We start from the raw sequence: 15,851 nt of genomic DNA, 5'->3' as shown, positions 1-15,851 counted from the left end.
GAATGTCGCGCATTCTCTTTTGGTGACAGCGATATGACTGATCAGCGCAAAGGCAGCGATGCCGAACCCACCACTCACTTCGGCTTCAAAAACGTTCCGGAAAGCCAGAAAGCGGAAAAAGTCGCTGAGGTGTTCCACTCCGTGGCCGCCAAGTACGACCTGATGAACGACCTTCTGTCGGGCGGCATGCACCGTCTGTGGAAGCGTTTCGCGATCGAACTGTCGGGCGTACGCGCCGGCAATCGCGTGCTGGACATCGCCGGTGGCACGGGCGACCTGACCAAGAAATTCTCGCACCTGGTCGGCCCGACCGGTCAGGTGGTTCTCGCGGACATCAACGAATCCATGCTCAAGGTCGGTCGTGACCGCCTGCTGGATGTCGGTGTTTCGGGCAACGTCGAGTTCGTCCAGGCCGACGCGGAAAAGCTGCCGTTCCCGGACAACCATTTCGACTGCGTGACCATCGCCTTCGGCCTGCGCAACGTGACGCACAAGGAAGACGCCCTGCGTTCGATGCTGCGCGTACTCAAGCCGGGCGGCCGCCTGCTGGTGCTGGAATTCTCCAAGCCGACCAACGCGCTGATGTCCAAGGCCTACGACGCCTACTCGTTCGCCTTCATGCCGCTGATGGGCAAGCTGATCACTAACGACTCGGAAAGCTATCGCTACCTGGCTGAATCGATCCGCATGCACCCGAATCAGGAAACTTTGAAGTCGATGATGGTCGACGCCGGTTTCGACCGCGTGACCTATCACAACATGACCGCAGGCATCGTCGCCCTGCACCGCGGCATCAAACCCTGATGCTGCTGACCGGGCTGCTCGCCAGCGTCGAACTCGGCCTGAACCGCGTGCTGCGTCTCGACAGCACGGCGCTGCCGCGACTGGCGCATCTGACCGGCAAAGTGATTGCCGTGGATTGCCGCAGCCCGGCGCTGCAACTGTTTATCCTGCCGAGCGACGAAGGCCTGATGCTGGCGTCCCGTTGGGAAACCGGCGTCGACTGCACCCTGCGCGCCCCGGCCTCGAGTCTGGTGAAACTGGCCCTGAGCAAGGACAAGACGGCGGTGCTGCACGCGCCGGAAGTCGAACTCGACGGCGACAGCGGCGTGCTGCTGGAGCTGGCGGGCGTGCTGCAGGACCTGGAGCTGGACTGGGAGTACGAACTCTCGCGCTGGCTGGGACCTGTCGCCACGCAACTGGTCGGCGGTCACCTGCGCAGCCGCGCCCGCTGGTATCAACAAGGATTTGCCAGCCTCAACCAGAACCTCGCCGAATACCTGGCCGAAGAATCGCGCACCCTCGTCGGGCAGCGCGAAGCCGAAGCCCGTTTCAGCGAACTGGACCGGATCAAACTCGATCTGGAACGTCTCGAGGCGCGCTTCGAGCGCCTTTCCCGATCCCTCGACCCAAGCGATAACGCATGAAGCTGCTCGCCGTCCGCCGTCTGTTGCGCATCCAGCGCGTCGTGATCCGCTACCGCCTCGATGACCTGCTGTTCGACCTGCCTTTGCCGTGGTTCCTGCTGGCGCTGCGCTATGTCCTGCCTTGGCGCTGGTTCCCGCGCAAGCCGCTGGACCTGAGCCGTGGCGCACGCCTGCGCCTGGCGTTGCAGGACCTGGGGCCGATCTTCATCAAGTTCGGGCAGATCCTTTCGACCCGCCGCGACCTGCTGCCGGAAGACATCGCCGATGAGCTGATGCGGTTGCAGGACCGCGTGCCGCCGTTCGATTCGCAGCTGTCGGTCAAACTGATCGAAGAGCAACTGGGCAAGAAGATCAGCGAAGTGTTCAGCCGCTTCGACGTCGAACCGCTGGCCTCGGCCTCGGTGGCGCAGGTGCACGCCGCGCAACTGAAGACCGGTGAAGAAGTGGTGGTCAAGGTGATCCGCCCGGGCCTGAAACCGATCATCGCTCAGGATCTGGCGTGGCTGTTCATCCTCGCCCGCGCCGCCGAAAAAGTCTCCGCCGACGCCCGTCTGCTGCACCCGGTGGACGTGGTCAGCGACTACGAAAAAACCATCTACGACGAACTCGACCTGTTGCGCGAGGCGGCCAACGCCAGCCAGTTGAAGCGCAACTTCGAAGGCTCGCCGCTGCTCTACGTGCCGCAAGTCTATTGGGACTGGTGCCGGCCGAAAGTGCTGGTGATGGAGCGCATCTACGGGATTCAGGTGACCGATCTGGCGACCCTCGCCGACCAGCGCACCGACATGAAAATGCTCGCCGAGCGCGGCGTGGAGATCTTCTTCACCCAGGTGTTTCGCGACAGTTTCTTCCACGCCGACATGCACCCGGGCAACATCTTCGTCAGCACCGTCAACCCGTGGAGCCCGCAGTACATCGCGATCGACTGCGGCATCGTCGGCAGCCTGACCCCGGAAGACCAGGATTATCTGGCCCGCAACCTGTTCGCCTTCTTCAAGCGCGACTACCGTCGCGTGGCGCAATTGCACATCGATTCGGGCTGGGTGCCGGCGGAAACCAAATTGAATGAATTCGAAGCGGCGATCCGTACCGTGTGCGAGCCGATCTTCGAAAAACCATTAAAAGATATTTCATTTGGCCAGGTGCTGATGCGCCTGTTCCAGACCGCGCGCCGCTTCAACATGGAAGTGCAGCCGCAACTCGTATTGCTGCAAAAGACCCTGCTGAACATCGAAGGCCTGGGCCGTCAGCTGTACCCGGACCTCGATCTGTGGAACACCGCGCAGCCGTTCCTCGAACGCTGGATGCGCGAGCGCGTCAGCCCGAAAGCCTTGCTCGGCAACGTCCAGAGCCAGTTCGAACAACTGCCGCACCTGGCCAACATGGCCCGCGATCTGCTCGAACGCATGTCCCAACCCCACGCCAACGACCCGCCACCGCCGTGGAAAAAGCGCAAGGACGACTGGTTCCTGCGCCTGCTCGGCAGCGCCCATCTGGCAGGCGGTACGATCCTCGCCGCCGGGGGCCCGATGCACGAACTGGGGCATTGGCCCGCCGGGATCATGGTGGCCGTCGGCTTGTATCTGGTCGTTCGCCGATAGCCAGTTCCGTGATCGGCTGGCACACTGTTTCAACGCCTGAGCCCGACTATTGAAGTGTGGGTTCGCTGTCGGAGTCGAAGATGAAAAACTGGCTGGACGAGATCAAGTGGGACGCCGATGGCCTGGTGCCGGCGATTGCTCAGGATCACAAGACCGGACGCGTATTGATGATGGCCTGGATGAACCGCGAAGCCCTGGAGCTGACCGCGGCGGAAAACCGTGCCATCTATTGGTCACGTTCCCGTGGCAAGCTGTGGCGCAAGGGCGAAGAGTCCGGCCATGTACAGACGCTGCATGAAATGCGTCTGGACTGCGACGCCGACGTCATCATCCTGATGGTCGAACAGATCGGCGACATCGCTTGCCATACCGGCCGTCAAAGCTGCTTCTACCGCGTCTTCGAAAACGGCGACTGGAAAACGGTCGACCCGGTCCTGAAAGACCCGCACGCTATTTACTCCGCAGGACACAAACATGAGTGACACTCTGACCCGCCTTGCTCAGGTGCTGGAAGAGCGCAAAGGCGCAGCCGCCGACAGCTCGTATGTCGCCAGTCTGTACCACAAGGGTCTGAACAAGATTCTGGAAAAAGTCGGCGAAGAATCGGTCGAAACGATCATTGCCGCCAAGGACGCCGCCGTCAGCGGCGACTGCAGCGACGTGATCTACGAGACCGCCGACCTGTGGTTCCACAGCATGGTCATGCTTGCCCAGCTGGGGCAGCATCCGCAGGCGGTGCTGGATGAACTGGATCGCCGTTTCGGCCTGTCCGGACACGTCGAGAAAGCCTCGCGCCCGTCCGCCTGAACAACTTCAAAAGAGGAACAGCAACATGGGCATTTTTGACTGGAAACACTGGATCGTCATCCTGGTGGTCGTGGTACTGGTGTTCGGTACCAAGAAACTGAAGAACCTCGGCACCGACGTTGGCGAGTCGATCAAGGGCTTCCGTAAAGCCATGAACGACGACGAAAAACCGGCCGATCCGACCGTCACGCCTGCTCAACCGGTACCGCCGGTACAGCCGCAAGCCACCGCTCAGGCCAACCCGCCACACACCATCGACGTGCAGGCGCAGAAAGTCGAAGAGCCGATCCGCAAAGACGTGTGAGCACTGACTAATGTTTGGTATCAGCTTCTCTGAACTGCTGCTCGTCGGCCTCGTCGCCCTGCTGGTGCTGGGCCCCGAGCGTCTGCCGGGCGCTGCACGCACCGCCGGCCTGTGGGTCGGACGGCTGAAGCGCAGCTTCAACGCGATCAAACAGGAAGTTGAGCGTGAAATCGGTGCCGACGAAATCCGTCGGCAACTGCACAACGAGCACATCCTGTCGCTGGAACAGGAGGCGCGGAAGATTTTCACGCCGGTTCAGCAGGAGCCGACGCCGGTAGAGCCTGTGGGTGAGCAGACGATTCACAGCCCTGCCGCTCCAACGCCAGCGGCACCTGCTGTAGCGCCAACCGAACCAGCGCCTGTCGTCGCGCCAGCCTCGGTTGAACACGTAGCCCCAACCGCCGCGCCGACCACACCAGCGCCTCACGACCCAACATTGCCGCCGCGAGCCCCATGAGCGATCTCCCCGAAAACGACCAGCACATGCCGCTGGTTTCGCACCTCACCGAGTTGCGCACCCGCCTGCTGCGTTGCGTCGCGGCGATCTTCATCATCTTCGCCGGGCTGTTTGCCTTCACCCAGCAGATCTACACCTTCGTCTCGACGCCGCTGCGTGAATACCTGCCCGCCGGCGCGACGATGATCGCCACCGACGTGTCGTCGCCGTTCCTGACGCCGTTGAAGCTGACGATGATGGTCTCGCTGTTCCTAGCGATTCCGGTGATCCTGCATCAGATCTGGGGCTTCATCGCACCGGGCCTGTACAAGCACGAGAAGCGTGTCGCAGTGCCGTTGCTGATCTCCAGCATCCTGCTGTTCTACACCGGCATGGCATTCGCCTACTTCTTCGTGTTCCCGCTGATCTTCAAGTTCTTCGCCTCGGCTACCCCGGCCGGCGTGGAAATGATGACCGACATCACCAGTTACCTCGATTTCGTCATGACGCTGTTCTTCGCTTTCGGCGTGGCGTTCGAAATCCCGGTGGCCGTGGTGCTGCTGGTGTGGATCGGCGTGGTCGACGTCAAATACCTGAAGAAGATCCGTCCGTACGTGATCATCGGCTGCTTCGTGGTCGGCATGATCCTGACCCCGCCGGACATCTTCTCCCAGACCCTGCTGGCCGTGCCGATGTGGATGCTGTTCGAAGTCGGCATCCTGTTCGGCAGTCTGGTCAGCAAACGCGAGCGCCCGGAAGAAACCGCCGACGATCACAACGACCAGCCGCCAGCGACTCAGCCATGAACCTGCTGCTGCTCGAAGAGGCCGACTTCATTGCGGCCGACCGCGTCGTGCTGCGTGATCGGCGCCTGACCCACATGCAGGAAGTCCACCGCTCGGAAGTCGGCGACAGCCTGCGGGTCGGGCGCATCAACGGGCTGATGGGCCCGGCCGAGCTGCTGCGCCTGGACGCGGGCGAAGCCGAGCTGCGGGTCACCCTCGATCAACCGCCACCGGCCAAACTGCCGCTGACCCTGGTACTCGCCCTGCCCCGCCCTAAGATGCTGCGCCGGGTGTTCCAGACCGTGGCGACCATGGGCGTGTCGAAGGTGATTCTGGTCAACAGCTACCGGGTCGAGAAAAGCTTCTGGCAGACGCCGTTCCTCGAACCGGAAGCGATCCGCGAACAGTTGATCCTGGGCTTGGAACAGGCCCGGGACACGGTGCTGCCGGAAATCATCATCGAGAAGCGCTTCAAGCCGTTCGTCGAAGATCGCCTGCCGGCCATCACCGACGGCACCCTCGGTCTGGTCGGCCATCCGGGCAACTTTCCGCCCTGCCCCCGCGCCCTGAACGAACAGGTAACCCTGGCCATCGGCCCCGAGGGTGGCTGGATTCCCTACGAAATCGATCTGCTGGCCAAGGCCGGGCTGCAACCGGTGCAACTGGGCGAGCGAATCCTGCGGGTCGAAACCGCCGTCACCGCACTGCTCGCCCGGCTGTTCTGAAGTCTTCGTCAGACAAAAGGCGTTACAGATTGCCATCATCCGGCCGATACCCTCCCCATAAGTCCAATTAGTGGTCCGAGGGAGTCGTCGCATGTACCGTTGGTTAGCCGAGAGTCTTGGAAACGTCAGCGTTAAACGTAAACTTGGAATCGGTTTCGGCCTGGTGCTGCTGCTGACCCTGTTGATCACCTTCACCGGCTGGACCGGCATGAGCGGAATCATCAGCCGGGGCGACAAGCTCGGCTTCATCTCCGGCCTCAACGAGCTGACCAAAGACCTGCGCCTTGCGCGCCTGGACTATGAAGCCCGTCGTGGCGAACAGGGCCCTGGCGCGGTCAACGACCTGCTTGGCAAACTCGACAGCGGCCTGCAAAGCGCCCGCAACATGATCGAGCAACCGTCCGACGTGGCCATGATCGATCAGCAACTGGCAGCGGTCGCCGAGTACAAACGCGCCTTTGCCGACATGACCCAGGCAACCGTGCAGCGGGAAGACGCCCGCAGCAAACTCGGCGCCAGCGCCGACAATGCCGTGGCCAAGGTCAGCGAAGTCGAGAAATCCCTGCTGCAAGGCGACAGCGTTGCGCAATTCAACAGCGTGATCGAGCTGAGCAAACTGCTGCAGCAGGCGCGCTATCAGGTGCGCGGCTACACCTACAGCGGCAAGGCCGAGGCCGAACAACCGGCGCTGGATGCCATCGCCGCCGCCCTGAACAATCTGGAAAGCCTGCCGAGCAAACTGCCCGATCAACACATCGCCAACCTGCAGCAGGCCACCGAATCGCTCAAGGCTTACCGCGCCGCCGTCAGCCAGTTCCGCGACTCCCAGGTGAACAACGCCAAAGCGCTGGCTCGCATGTCGGCCCAGGGCGACATCCTGCTCGACGTCAGCAAGAAACTCACCGAATCCCAGACCATCGTCCGCGACACCGATGCCGCACACGCCAAAAACATGCTGATGATCGCCACCCTGCTGGCCCTGGCCTTCGGTCTGCTCGCGGCCTGGGCGATCACCCGGCAGATCATCATTCCGCTGGAGCAGACCCTGAAAGTCGCCGAACGCGTGGCCGCCGGTGACCTGACCCACAATCTGGTGTCCCTGCGCCGCGATGAACTTGGTCAACTGCAACGCTCGATGCAGAGCATGACCCAGGGCCTGCGCGAATTGATCGGTGGCATCAGCGACGGCGTGACCCAGATCGCCAGCGCCGCCGAAGAGTTGTCCGCGGTGACCGAGCAGACCAGCGCCGGCGTGAATAATCAGAAAATCGAGACCGACCAGGTCGCGACCGCCATGAACGAAATGGCCGCCACCGTGCAGGAAGTCGCACGCAACGCCGAGGAAGCTTCGGAAGCAGCGGTCGCTGCTGACCAGCAGGCCCGTGAAGGCGACAAGGTTGTCGGTGAAGCCATCGCCCAGATCGAACGTCTGGCCGCTGAAGTCGGCCACTCCACCGAGGCCATGGGCGAGCTCAAGCGCGAAAGCGACAAGATCGGCAGCGTGCTTGACGTGATCAAGTCCGTGGCCCAGCAAACCAACCTGCTGGCCCTCAACGCCGCCATCGAAGCCGCCCGTGCCGGTGAAGCCGGACGTGGCTTTGCGGTGGTCGCCGATGAAGTCCGCAGCCTGGCCCAGCGCACTCAGAAGTCCACGGAAGAGATCGAAGAGCTGATCGTCGGCCTGCAGAACGGCACCCAGCAAGTGGCGACGATCATGGACAACAGCCGCACCCTGACCGACAGCAGTGTCGAGCTGACCCGGCGTGCCGGTGGTTCGCTGGAAAGCATCACCCGCACCGTTTCGGCAATTCAGGCGATGAACCAGCAGATTGCCGCGGCAGCCGAGCAGCAGAGCGCTGTGGCTGAAGAGATCAACCGCAGCGTGCTGAACGTGCGGGACGTGTCGGACCAGACCTCGGCGGCCAGTGAAGAGACGGCGGCCTCCAGCGTCGAGTTGGCGCGCCTGGGCACTCACCTGCAAACGCTGGTGGGCCGGTTCAAGGTGTAAGGGATGCTTGATCGCTTGATCGTTCCCACGCTCTGCGTGGGAATGCATCCTGTGACGCTCCGCGTCACGCTTGCGAAGGGACGCAGAGCGTCCTGAGCGGCATTCCCACGCAGACGGTTCGACGCCTCGACGTGGGAACGATCAGTGATAAAAAAACGCAGCCAATGGCTGCGTTTTTTTTGCCCTGCGTTTAGAGAACTTGCCGCAGGAACGCCTGGGCTCGCGGATCCTTCGGCGCATCGAAGAACTCCGCCGGCGAGGCGTCCTCCAGCAGTTTGCCGTGATCGAAGAACAGCACCCGATCCGCCACTTCCCGGGCGAAGCCCATTTCGTGGGTCACGCAGACCATGGTCATGCCTTCCACAGCCAGGTTTTTCATCACGTCCAACACTTCGCCGACCATTTCCGGGTCGAGGGCCGAGGTCGGCTCGTCGAACAGCATGACCTTGGGGTCCATCGCCAACGCCCGGGCAATCGCCACCCGCTGTTGCTGACCGCCGGACAGGCGCGACGGGTATTCGCGGGCCTTCTGGGCGATGCCGACCTTCTCCAGCAATGCCAGAGCCTTGGCTTCGCTTTCCTTCTGGCCGCGCTTGCGCACGACTTTCTGCGCCAGGCACAGGTTCTCCAGCACGGTCATGTGCGGGAACAGATTGAAATGCTGGAACACCATGCCGACTTCGCGGCGGTAGGCGTTGACGTCGGTTTTCGGGTCGGCCAGTTGCAGGCCGTCGATGCTCACCGAGCCGGAATCGAATTCTTCCAGACCATTAAGGCAACGCAGAAAGGTCGATTTGCCGGAACCGGACGGGCCAATCACCACCAGCACTTCACCCTTGGCCACGGACGTGCTGACGTTATCCACCGCGCGCACCACTTGCCCACGGGTGTCGAAGACTTTTACCAGATCGCGGACTTCAATCACTTTGCGCGAGCCTCCGCTCAAGCCGGCTGGCGATTTTCGACAGCGGCAGGTTGATCAACAGGTACAGGCCGGCGACGCAGAACAGGATCTCGAACGGCGAGAACGACGTGGTGATGACTTCACGGCCGCTTTTCAGCAGCTCGGTGATGGCGATCACCGACACCAGCGAGGTGTCTTTGACCAGACTGATGAACTGCCCGGCCAGCGGCGGCAGCACGCGTTTGAACGCCTGCGGCAACACCACATGACGCATCGACTGGCCGGCACTCAGACCCAGCGAACGCGCCGCTTCGTTCTGGCCACGGGCAATCGACTGCACACCGGAACGGATGATTTCCGCCACGTAGGCGCCGGTGAACAGCGACAGCGCGGCGATCCCGGCGAACTCCCGGGACAGGTTCATCACCGTGCCGATGAAGAAATAGAAAATGAAGATCTGCACCAGCAGCGGCGTGCCGCGCACCAGTTCGACATAGATCGTCGACAGGTCGCGCAGGGTCGGGTTGCTCGACAGCCGGCACAGCCCGGTGGCCAGACCGATCAGCAAGCCCAGCACGCCGGACACCACCGACAGCCAAAGCGTGGTCCACAGGCCCCACAACAGCGGACCCGCCGCCCAATGCCGCGTCACGCCCACGACGTCGCCTTCGGCCACATCGTCGCCCTGAGCGAATTGCAGGCTGTTTTCGTCGACGGTCAGGTGCTGCTCGTCACCGGCATCATTGCGCAGGGTGACCTGCGCGCTGCCGCCCTTGCGAACCAGTTCGCTGACGGTGGAAATATCGGTCGCGCGCTGGGTTTCCTCGGCCTGATAGGCGAAGTACTGCGGCACACGGTTCCAGCGCCATTCGTAGGACATCAGCGACGTGGCGTAATACAACGCGCCGGCCAGGCCGACCAGCACCAGCACGGTCAGGACGTGCCAGGGCCATTGGGCTTTTTTCTGTTTCATTGAATGTTTCTCTGATTCGCTCGTTCCCACGCTCTGCGTGGGAATGCATCCTGTGACGCTCTGCGTCACGCTTGCGAAGGGACGCGGAGCGTCCCGGGCGGCGTTCCCACGCAAAGCGTGGGAACGATCAGCGGGCGGGCCTTATTCCATGTCCTTGAGCCACTCGGTGCTCTTGAACCACTTGTCATGGATGCGATCGTAGGTGCCGTCTTCGTGGATCTGGTGCAGGAAGTTGTTGATGAAGTTGAGGCTGTCGTAGTCACCCTTCTTCAGACCGAAGGCCAGTGGCTCGTAGGTGAACGGCTTGTCGAGGAACACCAGTTTGCCGGCGCCGACCTTGTTCACCGCGACCACGTTGTACGGCGCGTCGTAGATGAAGGCATCAGCCTTGCCGTTGACCACGTCGAGCACGGCTTCCTGCTCGTTGTCGTAGCCGTGGTACTTGGCTTTGGAGATCAGCTTCTTGGCGACCATCTCGCCGGTGGTGCCGAGCTTGGAGGTGATGCGGTAGTCGGCGGTGTTCAGGTCTTTATAGGACTTGATGGTGCCTTCCAGCTCCTTGCGGATCAGCAGGGTCTGGCCGACCACGATGAACGGTTCGCTGAAGTTCAGGCGCAGGTTGCGTTCCTGGGTCAGGGTCATGCCGCTGCCGATCATGTCGAACTTGTCGGTCATCAGCGCCGGGATGATCCCGTCGTAGCCGGTGGAGACCAGCTCCAGCTTGACGCCCATGGCCTTGGTCATGGCTTTGAGGATGTCGACTTCGAAACCGATGATTTCGCCGCGCTTGTTGGTCATTTCGAACGGCATGTAGGTCGGATCCATGCCGACCTTCAACGAGCCACGCTTGACCGCGTCGTCGATTGCGCCGGCCTGCGCCGCATTGACTGCAACCAGTGCCGTGACGCCGACCAGCAGCATCGACAGATACTTCTTCATCTTCAAGTCCCCAAAACCATTGCGTTTGCGGCGCGAAAACCGACAGAAATGGACAAGATTGTCCGGGTGCGCCAATTCGGGGACGGATGCTAACGCACTCGATTTTTTGCACAAGGTTTAATGGACGATTTGTTTAACATTCAAGATTTACCCCCTCACCCCAACCCTCTCCCCCAAGGGGGGCGAGGGGGAAAGGGAGCCGATCTCTGTAAATTTCAAATCTGAGTTCGACCGAGATCTGTCAGGTCGATGTATTTCGAGAGAACAACTCAGTCAGTCCCCTCTCCCTCCGGGAGAGGGTTAGGCGGGCGGCGTTCCGATGAGGGGCTTTTCGGCAGGCAAAAAAAACCCCGCTTTCGCGGGGTTTCTTCATCAGGCCGGTTGCGCCTGCAAGCTCACAGGCTTGAGCGGCAGCAGCGGCGCGTGGGGATCGGCTTTCACCGAAGCCCGCCATGCGTCCAGCCACTCGGCGTGACCTTCAGCCCACACCTGCTCGTGCAGACGGGCCAGGGCCACCGGATCGCTCAGCAGTTGCAGGCGATCATGGTTGTTCAGCCCGGCCGGGCCGACCTTGATCGCGTGACGCACACGTTCCTGGCGCAGCCATTCGATCGGCTCGGCCTGACCGTGACGCGAGGTCGCCAGCGAGCACGCCAGGGCGTTCTGCTGTGGGTCGACCACCGCGCGGATGAAGCCGTCATTCAGTGCGTGCCAGCGGTTTTCGTGGGTGTACTGATCGGTGGCCAGCAGCGCCTGTGGCGGATTGTATTCCTCGGGGATGAGGAACAGGCTCTCGTCACGGGATTTGAGGCCCAGACCGACGCGGCTGGAAATCACCGACACCGGAATCGACAGCATCAGCGAACCGACGATCGGCACCAGCCACCACAGGAAGCTCGGGTTCAGCCAGATCACCAGCAGCGCCCAGAAGAAGCCCAGCAGGGTCTGCGGACCGTGACGCTTGACCGCTTCGCTCCACGGCGTGGAGTCGTCGTCACGCTGCGGCGAGTTCCAGGTCGCGGCCCAGCCGAGGAACGCGGCCAGAACGAAACGGGTGTGGAAAATCATCCGCACCGGCGCCAGCAGCATGGAGAACAGCATCTCCAGCAGCATCGACAGGGTCACCTTGAACTTGCCGCCAAACTCTTTCGCACCCTTGGCCCAGATCAGGATGATGCTCAACAGCTTCGGCAGGAACAGCAGCACGATGGTCGTCGAGAACAGCGCGATCGCCTTGTCCGGGTGCCATTGCGGCCACAGCGGATAGAGCTGACGCGGTTCGAGGAAGTACTGCGGCTCCATCAGCGTGTTCACCGCCAGCAGCGCGGTCGACAACACCAGGAAGAAGAACCACAGCGGCGCCGACAGGTAAGACATCACGCCGGTCAGGAACACCGCGCGGTGCACCGGGTGCATGCCTTTGACCAGGAACAGACGGAAGTTCATCAGGTTGCCGTGGCACCAGCGACGGTCACGCTTGAGTTCGTCGAGCAGGTTCGGCGGCAGTTCTTCGTAGCTGCCCGGCAGATCGTAGGCAATCCACACGCCCCAGCCGGCACGGCGCATCAGCGCCGCTTCAACGAAGTCGTGAGAGAGAATCGCACCGGAGAACGCACCCTTGCCCGGCAACGGCGCCAGGGCGCAGTGGTCGATGAACGGCTTCATGCGGATGATCGCGTTGTGTCCCCAGTAGTGGGATTCACCCAGCTGCCAGAAGTGCAGGCCGGCGGTGAACAGCGGACCGTACACGCGAGTGGCGAACTGCTGCATGCGTGCATACAGCGTGTCCATGCCCGAAGCGCGCGGCGCGGTCTGGATGATGCCGGCGTCCGGCGTGGCCTCCATCAGGCGCACCAGACTGGTCAGGCACTCGCCGCTCATGACCGAGTCGGCGTCGAGTACGACCATGTACTTGTAGTCACCGCCCCAGCGACGGCAGAAGTCGTCGAGGTTGCCGCTCTTGCGTTTTACGCGGCGACGACGGCGGCGATAGAAGATCTTGCCGAAGCCCTTGGCTTCGCGGCAGACGTCCAGCCAGGCCTGTTGCTCGGCAACGCAGATGTCGGTGTCGTTACTGTCACTGAGGACGAAGAAGTCGAAACGGTCCAAGTCACCGGTAGCGGCGACCGACTCGAACGTCGCGCGCAGACCGGCGAACACCCGAGGCACGTCTTCGTTGCAGATCGGCATCACCAGTGCGGTGCGCGCGTCTTTCGGAATCGGCTCGTTGCCGGCACTTTTACCGGAGATCCGGTATTTATCGTGGCCGGTGAGCAACTCGAGGAAGCCCATCAGCGCGGTCCAGAAACCGGCCGACACCCAGCAGAACAGAATCCCGAACATGATCAGGATGCTGGTCTGCAGCGCATACGGCAGCACTTGCGTGGCGGTTTGCAGCAGCGGTTGATGCAGGACTTCTTCCAGATCGACGAACGACCAGCCCTGGTACGGCATGATGCCTTTCATGTACCAGCCGGCGACGATGGTCTGGCCCAGCATCAGCACCAGCAGAATGTAGCGACGGATCGAACCGACCGTGCGCCAGCGCGCCGCCGGCAGCACGTTGGCGTCCTTCGGCGGTTGCGGCGGGTTGGTGCGGCCGGTCAGGCGGCGCCAGCCACGCACCAGGATGTTGGTGCGCCACGGCTCCGGCACGACCTTGGTCCGACGGATCGGCGGCGTGGCCTTCATGCTGACCCGGCCGCTGGCGTCGAGCACCAGCATTTCCGCGTCTTGCAGCTCTTCGGCGGTGCTCAGGATCAGGCGCTTGCCCACCGAAGCCTGGGCGGCTTCGGTCGGTGCGTCAAAGGTCTTGGACGACAGGCGTTCATGCAATTCGCTGAAGGACTGGCAGCCCGCGAGTTCCGCGCGCTGCTCGTCGGTCATCGGCAGATGCGCCAGGTACTCGGACAGAGTCTCTGGCTGTACTTGAGAGTTACTCATCGGCAGGCAACTGATAGCTCCAGGTCTCGGTCAGGACTTCTTCAGTCGGTGCCGATTCCGGTGTGGCTGGGGCCGCGTCCGCAGCGGCTGGCTGCTTGGCGTCTTTGTTGGCCTTGTCCTTGGCATCTGCAACCGGCTTGGCGTCGGCCTGTTTGGCCTCGGCGGCCTTGGCTTCCTTGTCGGCTTTCTCTTGTTGCTTGGCGGCAACCTTGTCGGCCTTGGCTACCGACGAATTGGACGTCGGTACCGAAGACTTGGCCAGATCAGCGGTCACCACTGGCTGCACCAGGGCTGCGCGCATCTCGGTGGACTTGCTCGGGTCCTTGATCTTCATCCGCAGGGTCAGGCGCCAGCCCTTGGTTTCCGGGTTGTAGCGCACGCTGTTCTCGACCAGTTCGGCGTTGTCGCCGACGCTGACCTGGCTGCGAACGTCCGCATCCGGAGCCAAAGCGGCCAGAGACGGGCCTTCGAAGTCGACCAGGTAGGCAACGCTGCCATCCGGCTGACGGATCAGGTTCGATTGCTTGACGTCACCGGTCGAACGCAGGGTCTGGTTGACCCAGGCGCTGTCCGGCGCGTGCAGCGCGGCTTCGTCGATGGTCCAGTGCATACGGTAGGCGAAGTCCAGCGGCTGGCCAGGCTCCGGCAGTTTTTCCGGGTTCCAGAACGCAACGATGTTGTCGTTGGTTTCGTCCGCAGTCGGGATCTCGACCAGATCAACCGTGCCCTTGCCCCAGTCGCCCTTCGGCTCGATCCAGGCGCTTGGGCGCTTGTCGTAGCGATCGTCGAGGTCTTCGTAGTGGCTGAAGTCACGGCCACGTTGCAGCAGACCGAAACCACGCGGGTTCTCGACGCTGAACTGGCTGACAGCCAAATGTTTCGGGTTGTTCAACGGGCGCCAGATCCACTCGCCGTTGCCGGCATGGATCGACAGACCGCTGGAGTCGTGCAGTTCACGACGGTAGTTGAGCACTTTCGACGGCTGGTTGGCGCCGAACAGGAACATGCTGGTCAGCGGCGCGATGCCGAGCTTGCCGACCTTGTCACGCAGGTACATCTGGCCCTTGACGTCGACAATGGTGTCGCTGCCCGGACGCAGGATCAGACGGTAGGCGCCGGTCGCACGTGGCGAATCCAGCAGGGCGAAGATCACCAGGTGTTTGTCACCCGGCTTCGGCTGCTGAATCCAGAACTCGCGAAAACGCGGGAATTCTTCGCCGGACGGCAAAGCGGTATCGATCGCCAGGCCACGGGCCGACAGACCGTAGGTGTGACCCTTGCCGACGACGCGGAAGTAGCTCGCGCCCAGCATGGTCATGATTTCGTCTTGCTTGTCCGCCTTGTTGATCGGGTACAGCACACGGAAACCGGCGTAGCCCAGTTGTTCGGTGGCCTTCGGATCGAACTGCAGGTCGCCGAAATCGAAACGGCTCGGATCGTATTTGATCTCTTCGACGGTGTTCGCGGTGATTTCGTTGATTTTCACCGGCGTATCGAAGTGCATGCCCTGGTGATAGAAGGACAGCTTGAACGGGGTCTTCTGGTCGGCCCATTCGGCCTTTTCGGTGCGGAAACGAATCTTCTGATAGTCCGCGAATTTCATTTCACGGAATTCGTTCGGCAGGTTGCTGCGCGGGGCTTCGAACTTCTGCCCGGCCAGCTCTTTGGCCTTGGCCGACACATCGTCAAGATTGAATGCCCAAAGCTGGCCGGCGCTGAGCAGGCAGAGTACTGCCGAGCCCGCTACCAGAGCGCTGCGCAAGCGTTTGGCAGACAATTTTGCTGCATTACAGGGACTAACAATCACGAGCAACCCTCGCCGAAAACAGATCAATAAACCAACGGCCAGATGAAGTGCCTGTGAGGGATTCGGTACAAAAAAACCGACCTTTCAGGACACCCTTGCCAAGTTGGCGAGCATTGTTCCGACTCCGCTGGGTCAAAATGATTCCCCAATCGGATCCGGACAAGTCTCTACCTAAGTCAAAATGGACCAACG

General features: G+C 61.9%; 15 protein-coding genes and 1 pseudogene. 11 read left to right on the top strand and 5 right to left on the bottom strand.

Annotated elements, in window-relative coordinates; translation table 11 throughout:
* Nucleotides 1–33 precede the first annotated feature (33 nt).
* The 11 genes and pseudogenes from ubiE (at nucleotide 34) to ACEN93_RS18790 (ending at nucleotide 8,093) form a co-directional block, all read left to right on the top strand.
* Entirely contained in the window at nucleotides 34–804 is a 771-nt protein-coding gene (gene ubiE, locus ACEN93_RS18840) for a bifunctional demethylmenaquinone methyltransferase/2-methoxy-6-polyprenyl-1,4-benzoquinol methylase UbiE (RefSeq protein ID WP_007952418.1), read from the top strand.
* Entirely contained in the window at nucleotides 804–1,427 is a 624-nt protein-coding gene (locus ACEN93_RS18835) for a ubiquinone biosynthesis accessory factor UbiJ (RefSeq protein WP_039772453.1), read from the top strand. Before ubiE ends, ACEN93_RS18835 begins: the two co-directional genes overlap by 1 nt.
* Entirely contained in the window at nucleotides 1,424–3,028 is a 1,605-nt protein-coding gene (gene ubiB, locus ACEN93_RS18830; RefSeq protein WP_039772455.1) for a ubiquinone biosynthesis regulatory protein kinase UbiB, read from the top strand. Before ACEN93_RS18835 ends, ubiB begins: the two co-directional genes overlap by 4 nt.
* An 80-nt stretch (nucleotides 3,029–3,108) precedes the next feature.
* Nucleotides 3,109–3,510 (top strand): phosphoribosyl-AMP cyclohydrolase, encoded by a 402-nt coding sequence (hisI, locus tag ACEN93_RS18825; protein ID WP_007909357.1) that lies wholly within the window; start codon nucleotides 3,109–3,111, stop codon nucleotides 3,508–3,510.
* On the top strand, nucleotides 3,503–3,835 hold the full coding sequence (locus tag ACEN93_RS18820; RefSeq protein WP_007952422.1) for a phosphoribosyl-ATP diphosphatase: 333 nt from the start codon (nucleotides 3,503–3,505) through the stop codon (nucleotides 3,833–3,835). Before hisI ends, ACEN93_RS18820 begins: the two co-directional genes overlap by 8 nt.
* Nucleotides 3,836–3,860: 25 nt before the next feature.
* Nucleotides 3,861–4,139, top strand: coding sequence for a twin-arginine translocase TatA/TatE family subunit (locus ACEN93_RS18815; RefSeq protein ID WP_007952423.1), 279 nt, complete (start codon nucleotides 3,861–3,863; stop codon nucleotides 4,137–4,139).
* 10 nt (nucleotides 4,140–4,149) lie between these two features.
* Nucleotides 4,150–4,596 (top strand): Sec-independent protein translocase protein TatB, encoded by a 447-nt coding sequence (gene tatB, locus ACEN93_RS18810; RefSeq protein WP_210710002.1) that lies wholly within the window; start codon nucleotides 4,150–4,152, stop codon nucleotides 4,594–4,596.
* Nucleotides 4,593–5,381, top strand: a complete 789-nt coding sequence (tatC, locus tag ACEN93_RS18805; RefSeq protein ID WP_007952425.1) for a twin-arginine translocase subunit TatC — start codon at nucleotides 4,593–4,595, stop codon at nucleotides 5,379–5,381. Before tatB ends, tatC begins: the two co-directional genes overlap by 4 nt.
* Nucleotides 5,378–6,085, top strand: a complete 708-nt coding sequence (locus tag ACEN93_RS18800) for a 16S rRNA (uracil(1498)-N(3))-methyltransferase (RefSeq protein WP_495610367.1) — start codon at nucleotides 5,378–5,380, stop codon at nucleotides 6,083–6,085. Before tatC ends, ACEN93_RS18800 begins: the two co-directional genes overlap by 4 nt.
* A gap of 91 nt (nucleotides 6,086–6,176) precedes the next feature.
* Nucleotides 6,177–7,238 (top strand): annotated as a pseudogene (locus ACEN93_RS18795) (methyl-accepting chemotaxis protein); the annotation flags it as partial.
* Nucleotides 7,221–8,093 carry a methyl-accepting chemotaxis protein gene (locus ACEN93_RS18790; protein WP_371850981.1) on the top strand — a complete coding sequence of 291 codons (873 nt, stop codon included), beginning with the start codon at nucleotides 7,221–7,223 and terminating at the stop codon, nucleotides 8,091–8,093. The pseudogene ACEN93_RS18795 and the gene ACEN93_RS18790, both read left to right, overlap by 18 nt.
* A 190-nt stretch (nucleotides 8,094–8,283) precedes the next feature.
* Here the strand turns inward: ACEN93_RS18790 and ACEN93_RS18785 are convergent, their stop codons facing one another.
* The 5 genes from ACEN93_RS18785 to ACEN93_RS18765 all read right to left on the bottom strand — a co-directional run bounded on the left by ACEN93_RS18785 (nucleotide 8,284) and on the right by ACEN93_RS18765 (nucleotide 15,659).
* Nucleotides 8,284–9,018, bottom strand: coding sequence for an amino acid ABC transporter ATP-binding protein (locus ACEN93_RS18785; RefSeq protein ID WP_064592877.1), 735 nt, complete (start codon nucleotides 9,016–9,018; stop codon nucleotides 8,284–8,286).
* Nucleotides 9,011–9,970, bottom strand: a complete 960-nt coding sequence (locus tag ACEN93_RS18780; protein ID WP_007952431.1) for an amino acid ABC transporter permease — start codon at nucleotides 9,968–9,970, stop codon at nucleotides 9,011–9,013. Before ACEN93_RS18780 ends, ACEN93_RS18785 begins: the two co-directional genes overlap by 8 nt.
* 141 nt (nucleotides 9,971–10,111) lie before the next feature.
* Nucleotides 10,112–10,909, bottom strand: coding sequence for a transporter substrate-binding domain-containing protein (locus ACEN93_RS18775; protein WP_011332057.1), 798 nt, complete (start codon nucleotides 10,907–10,909; stop codon nucleotides 10,112–10,114).
* Between the two features lie 372 nt (nucleotides 10,910–11,281).
* Nucleotides 11,282–13,852, bottom strand: coding sequence for a glucans biosynthesis glucosyltransferase MdoH (gene mdoH / locus ACEN93_RS18770; protein ID WP_039764737.1), 2,571 nt, complete (start codon nucleotides 13,850–13,852; stop codon nucleotides 11,282–11,284).
* Nucleotides 13,845–15,659 carry a glucan biosynthesis protein G gene (locus ACEN93_RS18765; protein ID WP_011332055.1) on the bottom strand — a complete coding sequence of 605 codons (1,815 nt, stop codon included), beginning with the start codon at nucleotides 15,657–15,659 and terminating at the stop codon, nucleotides 13,845–13,847. Before ACEN93_RS18765 ends, mdoH begins: the two co-directional genes overlap by 8 nt.
* Nucleotides 15,660–15,851: the final 192 nt, after the last annotated feature.

It is taken from the genome of Pseudomonas sp. Pseusp21 (assembly GCF_059492145.1).
Note: the sequence above shows the minus strand (reverse complement) of the source record. Positions and strands in the feature narration are given on the sequence as shown.